This window comes from Gordonia aurantiaca (assembly GCF_039939235.1).
Taxonomy (GTDB): Bacteria; Actinomycetota; Actinomycetes; order Mycobacteriales; family Mycobacteriaceae; genus Gordonia.
Genome location: NZ_JBDUUF010000007.1, coordinates 264,199 through 285,708, shown reverse-complemented (window position 1 = coordinate 285,708; position 21,510 = coordinate 264,199). Strand labels below are relative to the sequence as shown.

At 69.4% G+C, this 21,510-nt stretch carries 20 protein-coding genes; 16 read left to right on the top strand and 4 right to left on the bottom strand.

The genetic code is table 11. The features are described 5' to 3' along the window. Positions 1–12 precede the first annotated feature (12 nt). From lysX to ABFT43_RS15450, 10 genes are all read left to right on the top strand, one after another. Positions 13–3,423, top strand: a complete 3,411-nt coding sequence (gene lysX / locus ABFT43_RS15495) for a bifunctional lysylphosphatidylglycerol synthetase/lysine--tRNA ligase LysX (protein WP_347961225.1) — start codon at positions 13–15, stop codon at positions 3,421–3,423. A 28-nt stretch (positions 3,424–3,451) separates the two neighbouring features. Then, positions 3,452–4,357 carry an alpha/beta fold hydrolase gene (locus ABFT43_RS15490; protein WP_347961256.1) on the top strand — a complete coding sequence of 302 codons (906 nt, stop codon included), beginning with the start codon at positions 3,452–3,454 and terminating at the stop codon, positions 4,355–4,357. 211 nt (positions 4,358–4,568) lie between these two features. Further along, the gene (locus tag ABFT43_RS15485; protein WP_347961224.1) at positions 4,569–4,913 is read left to right on the top strand and encodes a hypothetical protein; all 345 of its coding nucleotides are present in this window, start codon (positions 4,569–4,571) and stop codon (positions 4,911–4,913) included. Between the two features lie 89 nt (positions 4,914–5,002). After that, a complete protein-coding gene (gene rraA / locus ABFT43_RS15480; protein WP_347961223.1) occupies positions 5,003–5,491 on the top strand; it encodes a ribonuclease E activity regulator RraA in 489 nt (162 codons plus the stop codon). A 58-nt stretch (positions 5,492–5,549) separates the two neighbouring features. Further along, positions 5,550–7,103, top strand: coding sequence for a succinic semialdehyde dehydrogenase (locus tag ABFT43_RS15475; protein WP_347961222.1), 1,554 nt, complete (start codon positions 5,550–5,552; stop codon positions 7,101–7,103). A 124-nt stretch (positions 7,104–7,227) separates the two neighbouring features. Beyond that, on the top strand, positions 7,228–8,409 hold the full coding sequence (locus tag ABFT43_RS15470) for a PQQ-dependent sugar dehydrogenase (RefSeq protein WP_347961221.1): 1,182 nt from the start codon (positions 7,228–7,230) through the stop codon (positions 8,407–8,409). Between the two features lies 1 nt (position 8,410). Beyond that, positions 8,411–9,238 carry a cyclase family protein gene (locus ABFT43_RS15465; RefSeq protein WP_347961220.1) on the top strand — a complete coding sequence of 276 codons (828 nt, stop codon included), beginning with the start codon at positions 8,411–8,413 and terminating at the stop codon, positions 9,236–9,238. A gap of 28 nt (positions 9,239–9,266) precedes the next feature. After that, on the top strand, positions 9,267–10,115 hold the full coding sequence (locus tag ABFT43_RS15460; protein ID WP_347961219.1) for an alpha/beta fold hydrolase: 849 nt from the start codon (positions 9,267–9,269) through the stop codon (positions 10,113–10,115). A 250-nt stretch (positions 10,116–10,365) separates the two neighbouring features. After that, complete coding sequence (locus ABFT43_RS15455; RefSeq protein WP_347961218.1) at positions 10,366–11,463, top strand: ferredoxin reductase; 1,098 nt, start codon at positions 10,366–10,368, stop codon at positions 11,461–11,463. A gap of 16 nt (positions 11,464–11,479) precedes the next feature. Beyond that, the gene (locus tag ABFT43_RS15450; RefSeq protein WP_347961217.1) at positions 11,480–12,895 is read left to right on the top strand and encodes a fatty acid desaturase family protein; all 1,416 of its coding nucleotides are present in this window, start codon (positions 11,480–11,482) and stop codon (positions 12,893–12,895) included. Between the two features lie 39 nt (positions 12,896–12,934). Here the strand turns inward: ABFT43_RS15450 and ABFT43_RS15445 are convergent, their stop codons facing one another. Further along, complete coding sequence (locus ABFT43_RS15445) at positions 12,935–13,990, bottom strand: hypothetical protein (RefSeq protein ID WP_347961216.1); 1,056 nt, start codon at positions 13,988–13,990, stop codon at positions 12,935–12,937. A 106-nt stretch (positions 13,991–14,096) separates the two neighbouring features. Next, positions 14,097–14,789, bottom strand: coding sequence for a DUF6474 family protein (locus ABFT43_RS15440; protein ID WP_347961215.1), 693 nt, complete (start codon positions 14,787–14,789; stop codon positions 14,097–14,099). A 116-nt stretch (positions 14,790–14,905) separates the two neighbouring features. Here ABFT43_RS15440 and ABFT43_RS15435 point away from each other — a divergent pair, with 116 nt between their 5' ends. Beyond that, positions 14,906–16,549, top strand: a complete 1,644-nt coding sequence (locus ABFT43_RS15435) for a TM0106 family RecB-like putative nuclease (RefSeq protein WP_347961214.1) — start codon at positions 14,906–14,908, stop codon at positions 16,547–16,549. Between the two features lie 48 nt (positions 16,550–16,597). Here ABFT43_RS15435 and ABFT43_RS15430 read toward each other — a convergent pair whose 3' ends face one another. Then, positions 16,598–16,990, bottom strand: a complete 393-nt coding sequence (locus ABFT43_RS15430) for a hypothetical protein (RefSeq protein ID WP_347961213.1) — start codon at positions 16,988–16,990, stop codon at positions 16,598–16,600. A 172-nt stretch (positions 16,991–17,162) separates the two neighbouring features. Between ABFT43_RS15430 and ABFT43_RS15425 the strand changes: the two genes are divergently transcribed. The 5 genes from ABFT43_RS15425 to ABFT43_RS15405 all read left to right on the top strand — a co-directional run bounded on the left by ABFT43_RS15425 (position 17,163) and on the right by ABFT43_RS15405 (position 20,601). Further along, positions 17,163–17,498 (top strand): hypothetical protein, encoded by a 336-nt coding sequence (locus ABFT43_RS15425; protein WP_347961212.1) that lies wholly within the window; start codon positions 17,163–17,165, stop codon positions 17,496–17,498. Next, entirely contained in the window at positions 17,495–17,626 is a 132-nt protein-coding gene (locus tag ABFT43_RS15420) for a hypothetical protein (protein ID WP_347961211.1), read from the top strand. The genes ABFT43_RS15425 and ABFT43_RS15420 overlap by 4 nt, the downstream gene beginning before the upstream one ends. Positions 17,627–18,185: 559 nt before the next feature. After that, on the top strand, positions 18,186–18,761 hold the full coding sequence (locus ABFT43_RS15415) for an XRE family transcriptional regulator (RefSeq protein ID WP_347961210.1): 576 nt from the start codon (positions 18,186–18,188) through the stop codon (positions 18,759–18,761). A gap of 140 nt (positions 18,762–18,901) precedes the next feature. Then, positions 18,902–19,414: a hypothetical protein gene (locus tag ABFT43_RS15410; RefSeq protein WP_347961209.1), complete on the top strand. Its 513-nt coding sequence runs from the start codon at positions 18,902–18,904 to the stop codon at positions 19,412–19,414. After that, positions 19,405–20,601: an MAB_1171c family putative transporter gene (locus ABFT43_RS15405; RefSeq protein ID WP_347961208.1), complete on the top strand. Its 1,197-nt coding sequence runs from the start codon at positions 19,405–19,407 to the stop codon at positions 20,599–20,601. Before ABFT43_RS15410 ends, ABFT43_RS15405 begins: the two co-directional genes overlap by 10 nt. On the opposite strand, the gene ABFT43_RS15400 is transcribed toward ABFT43_RS15405, so the two are convergent. Then, positions 20,598–21,359, bottom strand: coding sequence for an SDR family NAD(P)-dependent oxidoreductase (locus tag ABFT43_RS15400; RefSeq protein ID WP_347961207.1), 762 nt, complete (start codon positions 21,357–21,359; stop codon positions 20,598–20,600). The genes ABFT43_RS15405 and ABFT43_RS15400 overlap by 4 nt on opposite strands. Between the last annotated feature and the right edge of the window lie 151 nt (positions 21,360–21,510).

Sequence of the window (21,510 nt, the reverse complement as noted above, 5' to 3'; positions counted from 1 at the left end):
TACCTTCGACGCATGGCCACCGACACCCCCATCGCGCCGGTCGACTCCCCGGACGCCGACGACGCCCCCGTCGCGCGTCGGACACCGACCGCGGCCGATCGACGATCACTTGCGCTGCTCGACAAGATCAGGCGCCCCACCGGTTTCGGCCGCAACGCCCCGAAGGTGGCCGGCACGGTGGTCGGCGTCCTCGCGACGATCTCGCTGCTGTCGAGCCTCTTCCCGTGGTTCCGCCGGCTGATCCACGACCCGCGGCGCTACGTCGACGACTACATCATCACGCTGCCGGACACGAGCTTCGCGTGGGCGTTCGTCCTCGCCCTCATCGCCGTCGCGCTCTCGTCGCGCAAGCGCATCGCGTGGTGGATCAGCGTCATCTATCTGGTGTTGTTCATCGTGGGCAACATCGTCTTCCTGATCCCGGCGCTCGAGGACGACCTCGAGGTGACGGCCTGGGACCGCACCAACCTGTGGATCGGGTTGGTGATCGACCTCGCCGCACTCGCCTTTCTGATCGCGACCCGCAAGCAGTTCTACACACGGGTGCGCCGGGGCGCGGTGCCCGCCGCCCTCGCCACCCTGGTCGTCGGCCTGGGCATCGCCACGCTGCTCGGCTGGGCGCTGGTCTGGGCGTTCCCGCACAACCTGACCCACGGCGAGCGGCTCGCGTATGCGTTCAACCGCGTCGTCGCGTTCGGCGCCATCGACGCCGATGCCTCCTTCGACGGCCGGCACGCCCCGGTCTTCGTCAACGGCCTGCTCGGCCTCTTCGGTGCGATCGCGCTCATCGCCGCGGCGGCGGTCCTCTTCCGGTCGCAGCGGCTGCGCTGGCTGATCACCGCCGAGGACGAGGCCCTGATCCGCGCGCTCATCAAGCGGTTCAACGACGACGACTCGCTGGCCTACTTCTCCACGCGCCGCGACAAGGCCGTCGTCTTCTCACCGGACGGCCGCGCCGCCATCACCTACCGGGTGGAGGTCGGCGTCGGCATGGCCGGCGGCGACCCGATCGGCGACCCCGACTCGTGGCCCGACGCCATCGCCGAATTCGTCGGTCTCTGTGAGAAGTACGGATGGCATCCGGCGGCGATCGGACCGAGCGCGCGCGGCGCCGAAGCCTATGACGCGGCCGGTTTCGTGACGCTGAACATCGGCGACGAGGCGATCATCCACACCCGCGAGTTCAGCCTCAGCGGATCGGCGATGAAAGCGGTCCGCCAGGCGGTGACCCGCACGCGGCGCGCCGGGGTCTCGGTCCGCATCCGCCGGCACAGCGACATCGACGACGCGGAGATGGCAAAGGTCATCGCCCGCGCCGACGCCTGGCGCGACACCGAGGAGGAACGCGGCTTCGCGATGGCGCTGTCGCGACTCGGCGACCGTGCCGACGACGACTGCCTGCTCGTCGAGGCGGTCATCGACGAGGGCAGCCCCGACGAGAAGGTCGTCGGCATGCTCTCGTTCGTGCCGTGGGGCAAGCGCGGCGCCTCGCTCGACCTGATGCGCCGCGACCGCAAGGGCCCCAACGGCGTGGTCGAGACGATGGTCGCCGAACTGTGCCGCAATTCCGAACAGTTCGGCATCACCGAGGTCTCGCTCAACTTCGCGGCGTTCCGCGCGTTCTTCGAGCAGGGACCGCAGATCGGCGCCGGGCCGGTCATGCGCCTCGGCTACTCGGCGCTGATGTTCGGCTCGAAGTTCTTCCAGATGGAGTCGCTGTACAAGTCCAACGCCAAGTACCTGCCCGACTGGCAGCCGCGCTACCTGTGCTTCGAGGACAGCCGGATCCTGCCGCGCGTGGGTCTCGCCGCGATCGTCACCGAGGGCTTCATCACGCTCCCGAAGTTCGGGCGCGACAAGCACTACGAGGCCGGCCGGCCGTCGATCCCGGCGGGCGTCGACGCCCCCGCGCTCATCGCCGAACTCGAGGCGGAGGCGAAGACCCCCGAGGTGGCCGTCGTCCACCGGCCCGAACAGGTGCGGGTGCGGCTGGAGAAGATGGACCGGCTCGTCGAGCGCGGCTTCGACCCGTACCCGCCGGCCGACGCGCCGACCCACACGATCGCGCAGGCGCGCGACGAACCCGCGGGCACCGTGGTCACCATCGCGGGTCGCGTCACGCGGCTGCGCGACTTCGGCAAGGTCGTCTTCGCCGACGTCCACGATTGGTCGGGCGAGGTGCAGGTCCTCGTCGAGGAGTCCCGCCTCATCCCGGGCACACCGGATTTCGGCACCGACGTCGACCTCGGCGACCTGGTCCAGGCCCGGGGCGTCGTCGGTGCCAGCCGGTCCGGCGAGCTGTCGATCCTGATCGACGCGTGGCGGTTCAACGGCAAATGCCTGCGCCCGCTGCCGGACAAGTGGGCGGGCCTGACCGACCCGGAGGCGCGGGTCCGCCAGCGCTACGTCGACCTCGCCATCAACGAGCGCAGCCGGCGGATGCTGGCCACGCGCAGCGTCGTGGTGAAGGCGTTGCGCGATTTCCTGTCCGCACGCGGCTTCCTCGAGGTCGAGACGCCGATCCTGCAGCAGATCCACGGCGGCGCCAACGCCACGCCGTTCCAGACGCACATCAACGCCTACAACCTCGACCTCTACCTGCGCATCGCGCCCGAGCTGTACCTCAAGCGACTGTGCGTCGGCGGCGTGGAGAAGGTGTTCGAAATCGGCCGCAACTTCCGCAACGAGGGCGTCGACTTCAGCCATAATCCGGAGTTCACGAGCCTGGAGGCCTATGAGGCGCACAGCGACTACCGGAAGATGCTGGACCTGACCCGCGAGATGATCCAGCACGCGGCGACGGCCGCCTACGGCGAACCGGTCATCGTGCGCACCGATGCCGACGGCAACGAGGAGCGCGTGGACATCTCCGGCGAGTGGCCGGTGAAGACCGTCCACGAGGTCGTCTCCGAAGGGGCGGGGGAGGAGATCACCCCGGAGACCTCCGTCGAGCAGCTGCGCGCGGTGTGCGACCGGCTCGAGATCAACCACCGCCCGGACTGGGATGCCGGCCAGATCGTGCTCGAGCTCTACGAGCACCTCGGCGAGGACCGCACCACGTTCCCGACCTTCTACATCGACTTCCCGACGTCGGTGTCCCCGCTGACCCGCGCGCATCGGTCCAAGCCCGGGGTCGCCGAGCGTTGGGATCTCGTGGCGTGGGGTGTGGAACTCGGCACCGCCTACACGGAGCTGACCGACCCGGTCGAGCAGCGCAAGCGCCTCACCGAGCAGTCGATCCTGGCTGCCGGCGGCGACCCGGAGGCGATGGAGCTCGACGAGGACTTCCTTCAGGCCCTCGAGTACGCGATGCCGCCCACGGGGGGTCTCGGGGTCGGCGTCGACCGTGTGGTCATGCTGATCACCGGCCAGTCGATCCGCGAGTCCCTGGCGTTCCCGCTGGCCAAGCCGCAGGACGCCTGAGCTCGGGCACACTGGTCGGGTGACCCCGATGACGCCGCCGGACGGAGCGCAACGGGACCCTGTCGCCGGTGACGGCGCCCCGGGCGTGTTCGTCACCGTCGGCGACCACCGGCTGCACGTGCTCGACGAGGGGTCGGGCCCGCCACTGCTGCTGATGGCGGCGCTGGGCAGCAACTGGTTCGACCTCGACCCGCTGGTGTCCCGGCTCGAGTCGTCGTGGCGGGTCATCCGCTACGACCGGCCCGGTTACGGACTGTCGAGTCCGGTTGGGCGGCAGCATCTTCCGACGCTGCTCGGCGAGGTGGAGCGCATGGTCGCGGTGCTCGACGCCCGAGGTGTGACGGAACCGGTCGTGGTCGTCGGCCATTCGTTGGCGTCGCTGTACGTCGAGGCCTTCGCGCGGACACATCCCGAGCGGACCGCCGGCATGGTGGTGCTCGACGGTTCCTATGTGCTGGTCCCGTGGCGGCTGGTGCCGTTGTCGTTCCGGATCGGCAACGCGCATCGGCTGGTCGGGACCGCGCGGGCGGTGACGAGTCGCGTCGGGATTCGCCGCTGGCCGAGCCTGAAGGTGTGGACGCGGGTGGTGCCCGCTCCGCCGGAGGGCCGCGGCGAAAGCCAGCGGCGTTGGGGCGCAAAGTTGTTCGGCCAGCCCGAGTTCCTGCTGGCGATGCTCGTGGAGAATGCGGCCTTCGGGGCGATGAACAAGACCCTGCGAGGCCTGCGGCGGACGAATCCGATGCCGCGTGTGCCGGTCACGGTGGTGGTCGCGTCGTCGACGCTGCCCGGCTGGCGGGTGTTCTGGGAATGGAAGCAGCGCCGCTATGCCGACCTGCTGGGCGCCGACCGGATCACGGTGCTGCCCAGGGCGAAACACTTCTTGGTCTCCGAGCGGCCCGACGAGGTCGCGGAGATCATCGGCCGCGCAAAGTGATCAGCGACGACAATTGTGATATCCGTCACATCGAACTGTGTCATGCTGTTGGGGCTGTGCAGCGCAACGAATATCCAAACGATCTGACGTGGAGGTCAGAGGGATGCAAAGTGCGCGAAGAGTGGCTGTTGCGTTGTCGGCCGGGGTGATGGCCGCCGGAGTCGTGAGTGCGACGCCTGCGGCTGCGGCACCGAACGTGGAACCAGTCCCGGTGACATCGCCGAACTGGCGTCCGCTGCCGCAGGTCTATGCCAATGTGCAGGACCCCGACAGTGGCCTCATCTTTCCGTATGGGTTCATGCTGAGTGCGAGTCAGACCCGGGAACTGGATCGATCCGGAGTGCTGCCGGCTGTCGAGGGCCTGAACATCGGTGCCGGCGGTGTCAGCAAGCTGGCCAAGAGCATGCGGATGACGATTCAGGGTGAGCGACTGACAGAGACGGGTGGATGCCTGCTGATCATGTACTCGCCGACCGCGTTGCGAAACCAGAAGACGGGAAAGATGACGCATTGGGTGGGGAGGTACTACGGCGGGCCGCCGGTCTGTGCTCCCTGAGTCGGGACGAGGGCCGGCACCTCGGTGCCGGCCCTCTCTCACTACCCGGCGGTAACCCGAAACTTGCGGTTACACCTAAACTGGTCGGCATGAGCGAGTTGACCTTCACCCCGACGGCCGATCTCGTCGACGAGATCGGCGCCGACGTCCGTAGTTGCGACACCCAGTTCACGCAGTACGGCGGCAACCGCGAGTTCGTCGGGCGCGTCACCACCGTCAAGTGCTTCCAGGACAACGCGCTGCTGAAGTCGGTCCTGGGCGAGCCCAACCCGGGCGGTGTGCTGGTCGTCGACGGCGACGCCTCGGTGCACACCGCGCTGGTCGGTGACGTCATCGCCGAGCTCGGCCGTTCCAACGGCTGGGTGGGGATCATCATCAACGGCGCCATCCGCGACGCCAAGGCCATCGGCGGGATGGCGATCGGCGTGAAGGCGCTCGGCACCAACCCGCGTAAGTCCACGAAGACCGGCGCCGGTGAGCGGGACGTGCCGCTGACCATCGGTGGCGAGACCTTCCATCCCGGCGACATCGTCTACTCCGACGACGACGGCATCGTCATCGTCGGCCCCGAGGGCTAGTCCTCCGGTCCAGACGTCCTGAAGCCACCCGCCCGACCCACGCCGTAGGAGCCCGCAAATGCCGAAGCCCACCGCCGAATACTTCGACCGTCTCGGTGCCCTCGTCGCGATCGACGACGCCGCCAACCGTCCCACCCGGCCGGTGCTGGAGGCCTTCAGCGGGACGGAGATGGCCACCATCCCGGTCGGCACCGCCGAAGACCTCGAGACCGCCGTCGCCCGCGCGCGTCAGGCGCAGCAGGGATGGGCGGCCAGGACCCCGGCCGAGCGGGCCGCGGTCCTCGACCGGTTCTCCGAACTCGTCCACCGCAATTCGGCGTCGCTGATGGACATCGCGCAGGCCGAGACCGGCAAGGCCCGAATCTACGCGCAGGAAGAGGTCATCGATGTCGCGCTCACCGCGCGGCACTACGCGACCACCGGCCCCAAGCTGCTCGCCGACCGCAAGGTCAAGGGCATGCTGCCGGGTGCGACCAGCGTCCGGGTGCGTCACCTGCCGAAGGGTGTCGTGGGCGTCATCAGCCCGTGGAACTACCCGCTGACCCTCGCGGTGTCGGATGCGGTGGCCGCGCTGATCGCGGGCAACGGCGTGGTCATCAAGCCGGACAGCCAGACCCCGTACTGCGCGCTTGCGGTCGCCGAGCTGCTGTACGAGGCGGGTCTGCCGCGGGAGCTGTTCGCCGTGGTGCCCGGTCCGGGCGGCGTCGTCGGCCAGGCGATCATGGCCAACACCGACTACGTCATGTTCACCGGTTCTTCGGCCACCGGCGCGTCGCTCGCCGAACAGGCCGGACGTCGCCTCATCGGCTTCTCCGCGGAGCTCGGCGGCAAGAACCCGATGGTCATCACCGCGAGCGCCGACATCGCCAACGCCGTGCAGGGCGCCGCGCGCGCCTGCTACTCCAACTCCGGCCAGCTCTGCATCTCGATCGAGCGCATCTACGTCGACAAGAAGATCGCCGACGAGTTCGCCGAGCGGTTCGCCGCGTACGTGTCGACGATGAAGCTCGCGCCGACCTACGACTTCACCGCCGACATGGGCTCGCTCGCCTCGGCCTCGCAGGTGGAGACCGTCGAGGCGCACGTGAACGACGCGGTTGCCAAGGGCGCCAAGGTGCTCGCCGGAGGCAAGCGCCGTCCCGATCTCGGCCCCTTCTTCTACGAGCCGACGGTCCTCACCGACGTCACCGACGAGATGACGTGCTGCCGCAACGAGACCTTCGGTCCGGTCGTCTCGATCTACCCGGTCGACTCCACCGACGAGGCCGTCAAGCTGGCCAACGACACCGAGTACGGCCTCAACGCCAGCGTCTTCGCGGGCAGCAGCGCCGAGGCGCAGGCCGTGGCCGAGCAGTTGCGCGCCGGCACGGTCAACATCAACGAGGGCTACGCAGCCGCCTGGGCATCGACCGCGGCCCCGATGGGCGGGATGGGCATCTCGGGCATGGGGCGCCGCCACGGCGAGGAGGGCCTGCTGAAGTACACCGAGGCCCAGACCATCGCCGAGCAGCGCTTCATCGGCATCGACCGTGCCCCGCTGATCCCGAAGAACCTCTACCGCGCGATCACCCCGGCCGCGGTGCGGGCGCTGAAGTACCTGCCCGGCCGCTGACGGCCGGGTCGAGCCGAGATCCGTGCCCGGGTCGGGTCGGCGATTGCGCTGACCCGACCTCATATCCGCGGTTACGGTTGCTCGTGTGATCCGGACACGTCGAGTACGCAGAAGAGTCACCGGAATGTTCATCCGTGGTGTCGCCGCGTTCGTCACGGCCGTGGCCGCGTTCGCGGGCAGCCTCGTCGCCGGCCCTGGCGCTCAGGCACAGGCGCCGCTGCAGGTGTCGACCATCGCCGACGGACTGACCATCCCGTGGGGTGTCGTCGTGGCACCCGACGGCACCGTGCTGACCGGCGAGCGCGCGGGTCGGTTCGTCGCCGTCCGACCCGGCGGGCAGAAGGTGGCCGTGCGGGCGGACCTGTCGAAGATCTTCGCGGTCAAGGAATCCGGCCTGATGGGCCTGGCCATCGACCCGCGGTTCGACGACACCCGCCGCGTTTACTCCTGCCAGGCCGAATACACCGTCCCCGGCGCGTTGACCGTGCCCGGCTCGGTCGCCGACGTCCCTCTGCCCGCGCCGCAGACCGGTCAGACCATCCGGATCGTGTCGTGGCGCGTCGGCGACGACTGGACCCGGATGGTCCGCGAGCGCACCGTCCTCAGCGGCATCCCGGTCACCTCGTCGGGTCGTCATGCCGGCTGCGGTCTCGCCGCCACGGCCGACAGCCTGTGGGTGGGGACCGGCGATACCGCCACCCCGTCGGTGCCCCAGGATCCGAAGTCGCTGGGCGGCAAGGTCCTTCATATCGGACTCGACGGCGCACCGGCACCGGGCAACCCCTATCCCGGCAGCCCCGTCTACAGCGTCGGCCACCGCAACATCCAGGGGATCGCGGTGCAGCCCGGCACCGGCCGTGTCTACGCCGCCGAGCAGGGCACCGACCGCGACGACGAACTCAACCTCATCGTCGCGGGCGGAAATTACGGCTACAAACCCGACCGGCTCCCGCTCATCTACGACGAGTCGGTGCCGATGACGGACACCGTCCGCGTCCCCGGTGCGCTCGGACCGGTATGGACCTCGGGGGATTCGACCATCGCCACGCCGGGGGTGGCATTCCTGCCCGACAGCGGGTGGGGACCCTACAGCGGCGGTCTCGTGCTCACCGCGCTCAAGGGCCGGCGCCTCGTCTTCCTGAAACTCTCCGACGACGGTCGCCGGGTGGTGTCGAAGACGGAGGCGCTGGAGAAGCGGCACGGCCGGCTCCGCAGCGCGACCGTGGCACCCGACGGGTCCCTCGTGCTGACCACCAGTGACGGCGACGGCGCCGACCGGATCCTACGCGTGCGGTGGGCGGACTGACATGTGCGACGACGCGATCGTGCGGCATGCACACGAGGAGGCCCGCCGGATGTCCCGGCGCAAGGCGATCGGGGTCGCAGCAGGTGTGGCCACGGGCATCTCGGCCGCGGTGGTCGCCGGGATGGGGGTTTCGGCCCAGGCCCATGCAGCGCCCGGGCCGGCCGTGAGCGCAGGAGGACACCGGCGGGTCGTCGACCTGACCCACACGCTGTCGCCGTCGTTCCCGGTGTGGCCCGGCGAGCCGCCGCTGGTCACCATCCCGACCTCGCGCGTGGGGCCGGGCAACTCGGGTTTCTCGACCAACTACGTGTCGTTCGCCGAACACTCCGGAACCCATGTCGACGCCCCGTCGCACAAGATCGGCGACGGCATCACCGTCGACCGGATCGATCCCGCCGACCTCGTCGCTCCGCTCGTGGTCATCAGCATCGCGTCCAAGGTGCGCGGCAATCCCCGGGCGACGCTGACCGAACGCGACATCGCCGAGTGGGAGAAGGCGCACGGGCAGATCCCGCGGGGCGCGCTCGTCGCCCTGCACACCGGGTGGCAGCCGAAGACCGGCGGTGCGCACGCGGCCGCGTATTCCGCGGACGCCGTCGGGACGCTCGTGACCGAGCGGCGGGTCGTCGCCATCGGCACCGACACCCTCAGCGTCGATCTGGTCGACGAAACCGGCGCGCACACGGCGATTCTCGGCTCCGGACGGTACGCGGTGGAGGCGATGGCCAACCTCGACTCGGTGCCGGCGGTCGGGGCGACGGTCATGGTCGGGGCACCGAGGTTCGCCGGCGGCACCGGTGGCCCGGCCCGCGTCCTGGCGTTGGTCTGAGGGCCCTCCGAGCGAGAGTGCTGCTGCGATGACCACCCGACTCACCGAGTTCCGGCGCGGGCCGTACACCTTCGATGTCATCGACGCCGGACCGCCCGACGGTGAACCCGTGGTACTGCTGCATGGGTTCCCGCAGCGGGCCACTGCGTGGAAGCTCGTGGCACCGCTGCTGCACGACAGCGGATTTCGCACGCTCGCACCCGACCAGCGGGGCTACTCGCCCGGCGCCCGGCCGGTACGTCGGCGCGACCACGTCCGGTCCGAACTCGTCGCCGACGTACTGGCCCTTCTCGACTCCGCGGGTCTCGACCGGGCACATCTCGTCGGCCACGACTGGGGCGCCATCGTCGCCTGGAGTCTCGCCGCCCATCACCCCGACCGCGTGACAACCCTGACCGCCCTGTCGGTTCCGCACACCGGGGCATTCCTGCAGGCGATGCCGCATGGGCAGTTCCTGCGGTCGTGGTACATGCTCGCGTTCCAGATACCGGTGCTGCCCGAGCGGTTCCTCATCCGGATGATCCGGACCCGGCCGGACTTCGGCCGCCGGATGGGCCTGCCCGAACCGTTCGCGTCGCGGCTCGTCGCGGACATCGTCGAGTACGGCGCGCTACCCGGCGCGCTGGCCTGGTACCGGGCGCTGTTCCTCCCTGACGCCGCGGCGGCGTCGGGGAAAGTCCGCGTGCCCACCACCTACGTCTGGGGCGCGCGCGATGTCGCCCTCGGCCGCGCCGGTGCCCGACTCTGCGCGGGCTGGGTCGACGCGCCCTACGAGTACATCGAATTGACCGACGCCGACCACTGGCTGCCGGAGTCCCGGCCGGAGGACGTCGCCGCCGCCGTCCTGGCGCGGATCGGATCAATCGCCGACCGATAGGTCGGCGATTGTCCGCATCGTCGTGAAGAACCGGGTTTGAACGGCGAGGTCGTTGGTAATCCGAGCGATGTGAACCGATCTGATCGACTGTGCCACCGCACCGCGTCCGACGCCGTATGGTCGGACGCGGACAGCTCGGACGGTGGCCATCAAGCAACGCGTGGGCACGACGAGGCGGCCGACAACCGGTTGCGAGGGCTCGTGACACGTATCGAAGTGCAGCGAAACGACGTGCGGCAGGGGCTGTTCCGTGGCTGAGCGGGGAGCGACACCCAAGGTCTCGCCGTTGCGGCGAGGGTTTCTCGGCGTCATCCGGCACCTGTTCAACCCGCTGCATCCCGACGACTACCTCGAGCTCGTCAACCCGCTGTGGACCACCCGCGAACTGCGCGGACGGGTCGTCGAGGTACAACCGGAGGGCTCCGACGCGGCGACCGTCTGGATCAAACCCGGCTACGAGTGGCCGGGCCACCAGCCGGGACAGTACGTCCGGCTCGGTGTGGTCATCGACGGCGTGTTCCATTGGCGCGCATACTCTCTCACCTCTGATCCGCATCCCCGGGACGGCCTCATCAGCGTCACGCCCAAACTCGTCGAGGAGGGCACCGTCTCGCCATACCTCGTGCGGGGGATCCGGCCCGGCGAGATAGTGCGGCTCGGCGAGATCGAGGGCGTGTTCACCCTGCCCGAACCGCTGCCGCGGAAGATGCTGTTCATCAGTGCCGGGAGCGGCGTGACCCCGATCATGAGCATGCTCCGCGACCTCGACCACCGCGATCGCATGGATGACGTGGTGGTCATCCACTCCGCGCACAGCGACGGCCAGGTCATGTTCCGCGCGGATCTCGAGTCGATGGACGCGCGGCACGACGGCCTGCGGCTGACCCTGCGGATCACCGGCCGCGACGGCCGGATCAAGGCCACCGACCTCGACGAACTCTGCCCGGACTGGCGCGAACGAGAGGCCATGTGCTCCGGGCCCCGCGAGCTCCTCGACAGCCTCGTCGAGCACTTCGAATCCGAGGGCGTCGGCGATCGAATCCATCTCGAACGTTTCCAGCCGATCATCGGCGGGAACCCCGGCGAGGGCGAGGGCGGAACCGTCCGGTTCCTGCGCAGCAAGACCGAGGTCGGCTGCGAGCCCGGGAAACCGATCCTCGTCGCAGGCGAGGAGAACGGTCTGGAGCTGAAATTCGGTTGCCGGATCGGCATCTGCCACACCTGCACCGGGGTGCTCAAACAGGGCAACATCCGTGATCTGCGCACCGGAGAGGTGAGCTCGCCGGAGGGCCAGAGCATCCGCATCTGCGTGAACACCGCCGAGGGCGACGTCAGCGTCGACCTCTGAGAGGGGAGGACCATCGATGACCGCCACCGATTCCGGACAGCGCGTGACCAGCCCACTGGCCCACCTGGACGCCGAGACCATCGAGCAACTGGGCAAGGAGTTCGACGCCATCCACGACGAGGTCTACAGCGACCTCGGCGACCGCGACCGCCGCTACATCAAGACGGTCATCGCCTCCCAGCGCGAACTCGCCGCACTCGGCCGGATCGTGCTGCTCAACTCCCGCTCACGAGGTGCGTGGGTCGCCGGAACCGCATGTCTCGGCATGGCCAAGATCCTCGAGAACATGGAGATCGGCCACAACGTCATGCACGGCCAGTGGGACTGGATGAACGACCCCTACATCCACTCGTCGGTGTGGGACTGGGACACCGCCTCTACCGCCGAGGCGTGGAAGCACTCGCACAACTACATCCACCACACGTTCACCAACATCCGGGGCAAGGACAAGGATCTCGGTTACGAGATCATGCGGATCGACCCGAATCAGAAGTGGCATCCGGTCTACCTGCTGCAGCCCTTCTACAACGTGGCGCTGATGGCCTTCTTCGAGTGGGGCGTCGCGCTGCACGATCTCGACCTCGAAGCGATCCGGCGCGGTGAGAAATCGACCGCGGAGGTCATCGAGGACCTCAAGGGTATCGCGGTCAAGATGCGCCGGCAGATCGTCAAGGACTACATCGGCTGGCCCGCGATCAGCGCGGGAGCATTCCTGCTCACCCAGGCCCTGACCGCCGGCGCGGTCCGCCAGCCGTCGACTTCGCGCATCGGCGACGCCGTCCGGCGTATCGGCGGACGACGCAGCCGCCGGGCCAAGTCGATCGCCCGCATCGCCGATCGCGTCCTGCCCGGCGCCGAGAGCACCTTCCTGCGCACCCTGACCGCGAACTTCACCGCCAACATCATCCGCAACGTGTGGGCGCACGCGATCATCTTCTGCGGCCACTTCCCGGACCAGACGTACACCTTCGGTCCCGAGGAGGTCGAGAACGAAACCCGCGGCGGCTGGTATGTGCGGCAGCTGGTGGGCGCGGCCAACATCGACGGCAGCCCGCTGTTCCACATCATCAGCGGCAACCTCGGTTACCAGGTCGAGCACCACCTCTTCCCGGACATGCCCAGCACGCGGTACGCCGAGGTCGCGCCGAAGGTGAAGGACATCTGCGAGCGCTACGGCCTGCCGTACAACACCGGACCGCTGAGCCGGCAGTGGGGCCAGGTGCACCGCACCATCGCGCGTCTGGCGTTCCCGGGCGGGCACGCCCGGCCGAAGCCGGGGCCGTATCACCGTCCGGCTCATTCGCACGGTGAGGACCGCCGTCCGAGCGAGGCGGCGCGGTTCCGTGGGCGCCTGCCCGCGGACCATCCCGACGCGGGCCCCGAACACGCCTCGGGCGGCGTGCGGGTGTCACCGCCACCGCGCGAGGACTAGTCGTACCCGGCCCACCGCGCCGGGTGCGGCGTGGTGGGGTCAGGAGTCCCCGCGCAGGACCCGACGCAGCACGACGAAGACGATGAACGCCGCGAACGCGGCCAGCGCCGCATAGGCGGGCGTGCGGTTCGGGCCGACCTGTTCGGTCGGTAGCCCCGAGCGCAGCTGTGCGAAAGTGGCTTGCGCAGCATCGGATTCGGCGACCACGTCGACCGGCCGATGCGGTGGGGTGGCGAGCCCGGGTGCGGGTATCACCGGTTCGGCCGATTCCGCGGGCTCGGTCGTCGACGCCGCTGTGGCGGATTCCGGCGCTGCGGGGGCCGCCTTGGGGGGCTCGGGTTCTGCCGCGGCGGGCCTGGTGGGCTCGGGCTTGGCAGGTTCGGGCTTGGTGGATTCGGGCTTGGTGGATTCGGACCTGGTGGACTCGTGACCGGTGGACTCGGACCCGGTGGACTCGGGCTTCCCGGACGCGCGTTCGACGGGTTCCGGACCCGGCGCGGGTTCAGGGGTCCTCATGACCGGTTCTGCGGCCGGGGCTGTGGACGGGGGTGCGGCCGGCTGGGGCGGCGCCGACTTGGGTGGGGCCTTTTTTGCCGCCGACTTCGTCGCGGGCGCCGTCTTCTTCGCCGGCGTGGCCTTCTTGCCCGGTGTCCTCTTGGCGACCTTCTTCGGGGGCAGCTTGTCGCCACCGGCCTCGGCGGTGGTTTCCGGGCCGGTGGTCAACGGGCCGGTGGTCAACGGGCCGGTTGTCTCCGCAGGCGTCCTCTTCGCGGGGGTCTTCTTCGAGGCCGGCCTCTTGGCCGCCGTCTTCTTGGCCGCCGTCTTCTTGGCTGCCGTCTTCTTGGCCGGGGCCTTCTTCGCGGGGGCCTTCTTCGGCTTCGCGGCGGCGCTCGGCTCGCCGGTCTTCTCCCCGCCGGCCTTGTTCGTGGCGGGTTCGTCCGTGACGGCCCGGCCTGCGGCGGAGCCCGGGGCCGTGTCACCGTCGAGGGGGAACAGGGCCGGTTCGTCGGTGTCCGGGGTGACGGCCGGGTTCTCGCCGGTCGGCTTCTTCGAATCACCGCCGGACGGCGTGACGTTCGGCTCCTGCTCGGTCATACGGCGCTCCCTTGCGTGTGTCGTGCGCATGCGTGCACGCAAGAACAACCCCCCACGTGACGCGTGGTCCTCATCCTAGTGGGTGAGGACAGGGGTCAGGGCGGGGTCAGGAACGCACGCCGAGACGCGCGAGGATGTCGGCGTCGATCGCGTTGAGCTCGTCGTCGATCGCCTTGTGCGCGGTGCGGCGTTGCGCCGCCGACATGGTCTCGGCCGCCTCCACGGCGACGTCGAGGTTGTCGAGGCGTTTGGTCATCGCCGATACGAAGTCCCCGGCGTCGGCGGTGGTGTCCTGAGCGACCACCTTGTCGAGCGCGGTGCGCGTGGTGGCGATCCGTGCCTTGAGCGGCGCGCCGTGACCGCTGAACTGCTGCAGCACTTCTGGCGACACGCCGGCACGATTGGCCTGCAGCGCGGCCACCTGTGCCCGGGCGCCCACAGCGGCCCGGTAGACGATGGGCGCGGCGATCGGCGCGACCAGGCGCGCGACGGTGAGGTACCGCTTGACGCTGGCGGGGCTCAACGGCCTGGCGTCGGCGGCGGCCCTCGCCTCCGCGGCCACCTTCTTGGTCTCGGCCTTGGCGGCCTTGGCCTGCGCCGCCGCGACCTGCTTGGCCGTCTTCCGCTCGGCCTTCAGCTTCTTCTGCAGATGCTTCTGCTCGGCCTTGTAGCGGGCTTTCTGGATCTTCCGGCGGTTCTTGACGTCGAACTTCGCCTCGAGCTTGGCCTTCGTCTTGAGTGCCTTGGCCTCGGCGCGGCGTTGGGCGCGCGACCTACCGTCGGAGGAGAACAATCCCATCTAAAGACCTTTCGCTGCTGCCGAGTGACTGCTGCGGGCGTGGTAACAAGTACAAGCATGACACGTGGCCGTGTGCGGCCACGCGCGGAGACCGCTGGAGACGAGAAAGGGATCGCGTGGCCACAGTGGTGTTGTCGCCGCGCGATCTGGCGGGCTGCGAGCACCGGGTCGCGCTCGACTTCGGGTACGAGCGCCGTCCCGGGACCGAACCGGACCCGCCGGGCGTGCAGCGACGCAAGGAGGCGGCCGCCGAGCACCGGGCCGCGGTGCGTCAGTTGCTCCGCGGCATCCACAGCGACAGGCCGGGCGCCTTCGTCACCATCGACTCCGACATCCCGGCCGTCGAGCGCGTCGAGGCGACCCTCGCGGCCTGCGACGCGGGAGTCGAATGGATCTGGAACGCGACCCTGCCCACCGACGTCGACCACGCGCGGCGCGGACACGCCGAACTGCTCGTGCGGGTCGGTGCGGGCTATGTTCCGATCATCGTGGTCAACCACCGCGTCAGCCAGCCGGTCAAGTCGCCCCCGCCCGGCAACGGGCGCACCCCGTCGTTGATCACCAGCCCGCTGTGGGGCTGGACGCCGACCCCGGACCCCTACCGCACCCCGCGACCCAACCGGCGCGACAACCTGCGGCTGGCGCACCTGTCGGCGATGCTGCTCGAGATCGGGCGTGCGGCGTCGTCGGACCCGACCGAACTGCGCGGCGGCGTGATCGGGGTGGACGCGGACTGCATCGTCGTGCAGGACACCGGTGCCATGCTCGAGGATTATCTCCAGGTTCTGGAGCGACGGAGGGCCATTGCGGCACAACAGATCCCGACCGAGCCACGCCGGGTGTCCGAGTGCCGGTCATGTCCCTGGTGGGTCAAGTGCGGGCCGGAACTGACCGAGCGGCGCGATGTCTCGCTGGTCGCCGGCGGAAACCAGGGCACCGCGCTCCTCGAGGCGGGTATCACCACCGTCGACGAGCTCGCCGCCCAGCGTGGCGACCCACCGGAGAACTGGCCCGGCAACATCCGTTTCACGGATGCGGTCATCGGCGCCATCGCCTGGCTCGAGGACATCGAACTCGTCCGCCGGCTCGACACCCCGCGGGTGCATCGCGCCGACATCGAGATCGACGTCGACATGGAGAGTTACGGCGAGCACGGCGCCTACCTGTGGGGCACCCTGCGCACCGACACCACGAATCCCGACGAGCCGGTCGTATACCGGCCCTTTGTCACCTGGGATCCGCTGCCCACCCGTGACGAGGCGCGCTCGTTCGCCGAGTTCTGGACCTGGCTGATGGTCGAGCGGGAGGCCGCGCGCGCCGCCGGGAAGACCTTCGCCGCGTACTGCTATTCACAGCAGGCGGAGAACCGGTGGCTGCTGGGGTCGGCCGACCGGTTCGCCGGTGAGCCGGGCATCCCGTCACGCACCGAGGTCGAGGCGTTCATCGCGTCCGACGAATGGGTCGACATCTACGAGGCGGTCGGGGAGAACTTCATCTGCCCGCGGGGCAAGGGACTCAAGCGCGTCGCGCCCGTCGCCGGGTTCTCCTGGCGTGACGGCGACGCAAGCGGCGAGGCGTCGATGGAGTGGTACCGCGCGGCGGTCGCGCTCGCCGGCGGCAAACCCGACCTGACGCAGCGGGACCGTCTGCTCGAGTACAACGAGGACGACGTGCGCGCCACCAAGGTGCTGCGCGAATGGATCTCCGACCGTGCGGCCGAGGAGATCCCACACGAGCGGGATCTGTTGGAACGCAGCTGAGTTCGCTCTCGCGTCGGCGCAGTTGACGGAGTCCGTTCCCGTCCGGTGTCAGTTGCGGAGTGAGCGGAGGGAGTCCAGGAACGATCCGCTGCCCAGCATCGCCACCGCACCGAGGACGAGCAGGCCGCCGGGCGCCACGCCGTACAGGAACCTCTTGAACCCGCCCAGCACGGTGTCGGACGACGGGGTGGGCAGCGCCTGCGGCGAACCGCCCGTCGGGCCACCGGGCTTCGCAGCGGCCGGAGTGGAGTCGTCGGGCGCGGCGTCCCGCGCGTCGGTCTCGGCTTCGGTGACGTCCTGCCGGTCGTTGCTCGGTGTCTCGGCACGCGGGGTGCCGTTCGGTGCAGAGCCGGAGCGAGTGCCGCCGGTGGGCAGACCTCCCGGAGTCCCGGCCCCGGCCGGGCCACCCGCCCCGACGGGAGGCCCGCTGGGTGCGGCCACGGTCGGGACCTCGTCCGGTGCCGCCGGAGAACCGCCACCACCGCCGGAGACACCACCACCGCCACCACCACTGGAGGCACCGCCGCCGGAACCGACGGGCCACCCGCCGTCCGACGGACGTGGCGCCGCAGGCACGTTCGGCGAGACCGGTCCGACCGGCGGAACGATCCAGATGCCGCCGGTCGACGTGGTGGTCGAGGGGGATGTGGACCCCGACGGCGTCGCGGACGACTCCGGGGAGGACGGCTCTGTGGAAGTGGACGGGGCGGAAGTGGACAGGGCGGAAGTGGACGGGGCGGAAGAGGACGGGGCGGAGGACTCGGGCGTCGAGGACCCGGCCGAGGTGGAGGCGCCCGACGTCGGCGCCCCCGACGTCTCGGTGGACTCCGCCGGTGTGCTCGTCCCGGACGGGGTCTCGGCGTTGCCGGGGGTCTCGGTGTCGGTCGGGGCGTCGGTCATGACGGTGGGGCCGGAGTTCCCCGACGGGCCGGAGCCGTGGTTCCCGTGACCGTGGCCGTGCTGACCGTGACCGTGCTGACCGTGACCGTGCTGACCGTGACCTTGTTGACCGTGACCTTGTTGACCGTGACCTTGTTGACCGGGGCTCTGCCCCGCCGGGCGGTTCCCGTTGCCTGAAGTCGACCCCGAATCCTCCGGGGCGTCGGCAGCGGGGCCACCGGAGCCGGAATCGGAATCACCGGGGTCGGAATCGGTGCCCGAATCGCCGCCCGACGACACGCCGACGCCCGACCCCGAGTCGCCGCCCGAGCCGATCGGCTCGGTGGAGGCCGGGCCGGGGGCGAGCGCGAGGAGTGCGGCCATCGCGACGACGGCCGGCAACGCGGCCAGGCTGCGGCGACGGGCGCCGGCGGCCCGCGGCGTGGGCATGCGGTGGGTCATCGGTCGTCTCCGCGCGTACAGTCGGCAATGGGAGCCGCGTGCTCGAGGCCTTGCGAAGAAGGGCTGTCGACACGTCGGCGTCGACAAATGTTCACGCGCTGTTTGCGTGTCGACAACGCTTGTCCCCCCAGGATGTGAAGAACGCCACACCGGTATTCGTTACAACATCACCACAGGTGATACGCATGGTGCGTGGCGGTCCGGTACGTTTTGAGCGTACCGGTCATTGCGACGGCCGAGTGCAGCGGGCTTTAATGTTTGCAAATTCAAGTTTTGCGTTTCGGAGAAGATGGTCATGACTTCAGGAGGGGCGGAGGAGCCTATGGGCGACACCGGACGCACCGACTCCGAGCGTTCGAAGACGAAGAAGGATTCGGATTCGGATCCGGGCTTGTTCGCCCGGCGGCTCGAGGAGTTGTTCAGGACCGTTCCGGGTCCGAACGGTAGGGCATACAGTGCCAAGGCGATCGCGGCGCGATCGACGGAGCGGGGGTTCCGACTCGGTGAGTCGTATCTCAGCCAGTTGCGGTCGGGGAAGGCGAAGTCTCCGTCTTTCCGGACCGTCGAGGGCATCGCTGCGGCCTTCGGGGTGGATGTGCACTACTTCCTCGAGGATCGGCAGGCTCAGCGGACACGCGACGAGATCGATCTGATGCGCCTGCAGGCGGACACCAACGTGCAGTTGGCGGCGTTCCGTCTCGCCGGTCTTTCGAGCGACTCGGTCACGGTGGTCAACGAGCTGATCAAGGTGCTTCGCGAGCAGCAGGGTCTGCCGAAGGATCCGCCGGATGTGATCGCGGCGGGCCTCAGCGACGAGAAGCCGTCGGCCGATTCACGGCTGCGCGTGGTGGGTGAATCGAACGACGACTGAGCTCGTCTGCCGGTAGGCGCGGGAACTCATGGGCCGTGGGGTGTCGGCCCGAGAGGTGTTCGGATCTGATCCCCGGGTGCGTACGCCGTATCTGTGGATGCGGGTCCGTCCTTTCGTCGCCGGCGTGGTTCGATTGACCCATGCGTCGATCCGAGCGCGCGTTGCGTCAGTTGTGCCGCACCACGTTGAGGGGGCTCGATCTCGATCTGCCGCTCGATGTGTTCCAGCTGTGTGAGCGGTACGGCGAACGGCGCGGTCGGCCCATCACGCCGATCGCTCATCCGTTGCCCACCGGCGTCCCCAATGGGATCTGGTTGGCGGCCGCGGACGCGGACTACTTCTTCTACCAGGCGAACACCTCGCCGTTGCACCGCGATCAGATCATCATCCATGAGTTCGGGCACCTGATCGCCGGGCACCAGATGCTCGGCGAGCTGTCCGCGGAGGGTCTGGCGGCGCTCAGTCAGGAGTCGTCCGATGCAGCGCTTCGGCGCACCTGCTACTCGGATGATCGGGAGTGGGAGGCGGAGATGCTCGCATCGATGATCCTGGCGTGGGCCGAAGAGGCCAGCACGGGCGTCGGCACCACCGCCGCGCATGACGAGCTGCGCGGACTCCAGCGGCTGCTCGGAGGACACCGCGGATGGTTGTGAACGTGGCGGACCCCGCGCTCGTCCTCGCCGCATCGCTCGACACCGGGGTCGGGGTGATCAACGCGACTGCCGCGGTGGTCTTCGCGCTGGCCTTCTGCTGGCGACTCGACCAGATCCGGCGTGCCGGATGGGGTCTCCAACCGCTCGCGATGATGGTCGCGGTGGTGTCGCTGACGCTCGCCTTCGTGGTGGTCAACGAGTCGGTCGCCGACGCCCTCAACACCAAGGGGTTCCAGGGACTCTCCCGGGTCGCGTTCTACGCACTGCTCGCGATCGGCGTGGCCGCGCTGGTGGTGGTGTTCTTCTTCCCCGACCGGGTGACGCGGGAGCGCCGTGCCGGCTGGGAGGCGTTGCCGCTGGTCGCGTCCCTCCTCGGCCTGCAGGTCACCATGCTGGTGATCCCGGAGGAGATCCGGACCGAAACCATCAGCGAGTGGACGGTGCAGAACTGGGGTTTCGCCCTGTTCATGCTCATCGCCAGCGGTTACCTCGCCTATGGCTTCGCCGCGTGCGTCAACAGCGTCCGCAAGTTCTACGCCACCGCCGACGGTTACCTGCGGGTGTCACTCGGGCTGCTGGTGGCGGGCCTGGGGTTCCTCGCGCTCAGCGCGATCTCCCAGATCGCGTTCGTGATCGTGTCGGCGACACGGGTCGCGCGCTCGCCGTGGCTGGTCACCACCAACCGGGTGCTCTCCATCGTCGGCGTCGTCGCGTTCCTCATCGGCATCAGCTACCCGATGGTCTATTCGAAGGTCCAGACGGTGCTGGCCAATCGGCGCCGGCGCCGGCTCGACACCGAACTGCTGCCGCTGTGGCGCCTGGTCACCGGGGCGGTGCCCGAGGTGATCCTGCCCGATCCCGGACACCTTCCGCCGACGACGCAGCTGCACCGGCGCGTCGTCGAGACCCGTGACGCCCTCACACAGCTCAGCCCGTACCTGCCACCGGTCTTCGAGTATGCGGAGATCGAGGTCCAGGCGCGGCTGCTGCGATCGGCGGTGGCGGACATGTCTGCGGTCGCGGACGGGTCCGGAGAAAAGATCAGCGGAGCGGTCCGCGACCTCGCCCCCTCCGAGGGAGAGGGTCTGGAGGCGGATGCCGCACCGCTGATCAGATTGTCGAAGGCGCTGGTCGCCACCGAGACCGACACGGTCCCCGGCGACTCGGCCGAGAGCCCGGCTCCTTAGCGCGGTGCCATCCGGATGGCGCCGTCCATGCGGATGGTCTCGCCGTTCAGGTAATTGTGCGCGACGATGAACTCCGCGAGCTGGGCGTACTCGTCGGGCTCGCCCAGACGCTGCGGGAACGGGATCGCCTCGGCCAGGGTCTTCTGGAACTCGGGGGTCACGCCCGCCAGCATCGGGGTGCTGATGGTGCCGGGGGCGATGGTGTTGACGCGGACGCCGATGCGGGCGAGGTCGCGAGCGGCGCAGATGGTCATCGCGTGGACGCCACCCTTCGACGCCGCGTACGCGATCTGGCCGATCTGGCCCTCGAAGGCGGCAACCGACGCGGTGTTGATGATGACGCCGCGCTGGCCGTCGCCGTCGATGGTCGACTCCTCCTGCATGCGGGCCGCGGCCAGGCGCATGACGTTGAAGGTACCGACCAGGTTGATGTCGATGACCTTGCGGAACAGGCCCAGGTCGTGCGGGCCGTTCTTGCCGAGGATGCGCGACGCCCAGCCGACGCCGGCGCAGTTCACCGCGACGCGCAGGGGCGCACCCGACTCCGCGATCTTGTCGATGGCGGCCTGAACCTGTTCTTCGTCGGTCACGTCGGCGGCGATCAGGTTCACGCCGTCGACGGGCGCGGCCTTGTCGATCGAGTCCTGCAGGTCGAGGCCGAATACCTGTGCGCCGGAGGCGGCGAAGCGACGGGCGGTGGCTGCGCCGAGGCCCGATGCCCCGCCGGTGACCAGAACGGAAGCGCCTGAAACGTCCATGGGTGAAGAAATCCTTTCGCGGTACCGGATGCCGCCGGACCCGTCACCCTCCGGACCCCCGGACGGGAAACGCGCACGGCGCATGGTGCACGTTCACGATAGACAGGCACGGTTGTGAGGCCGCGCACTACCCCCGAGTGAACGCTCGGTG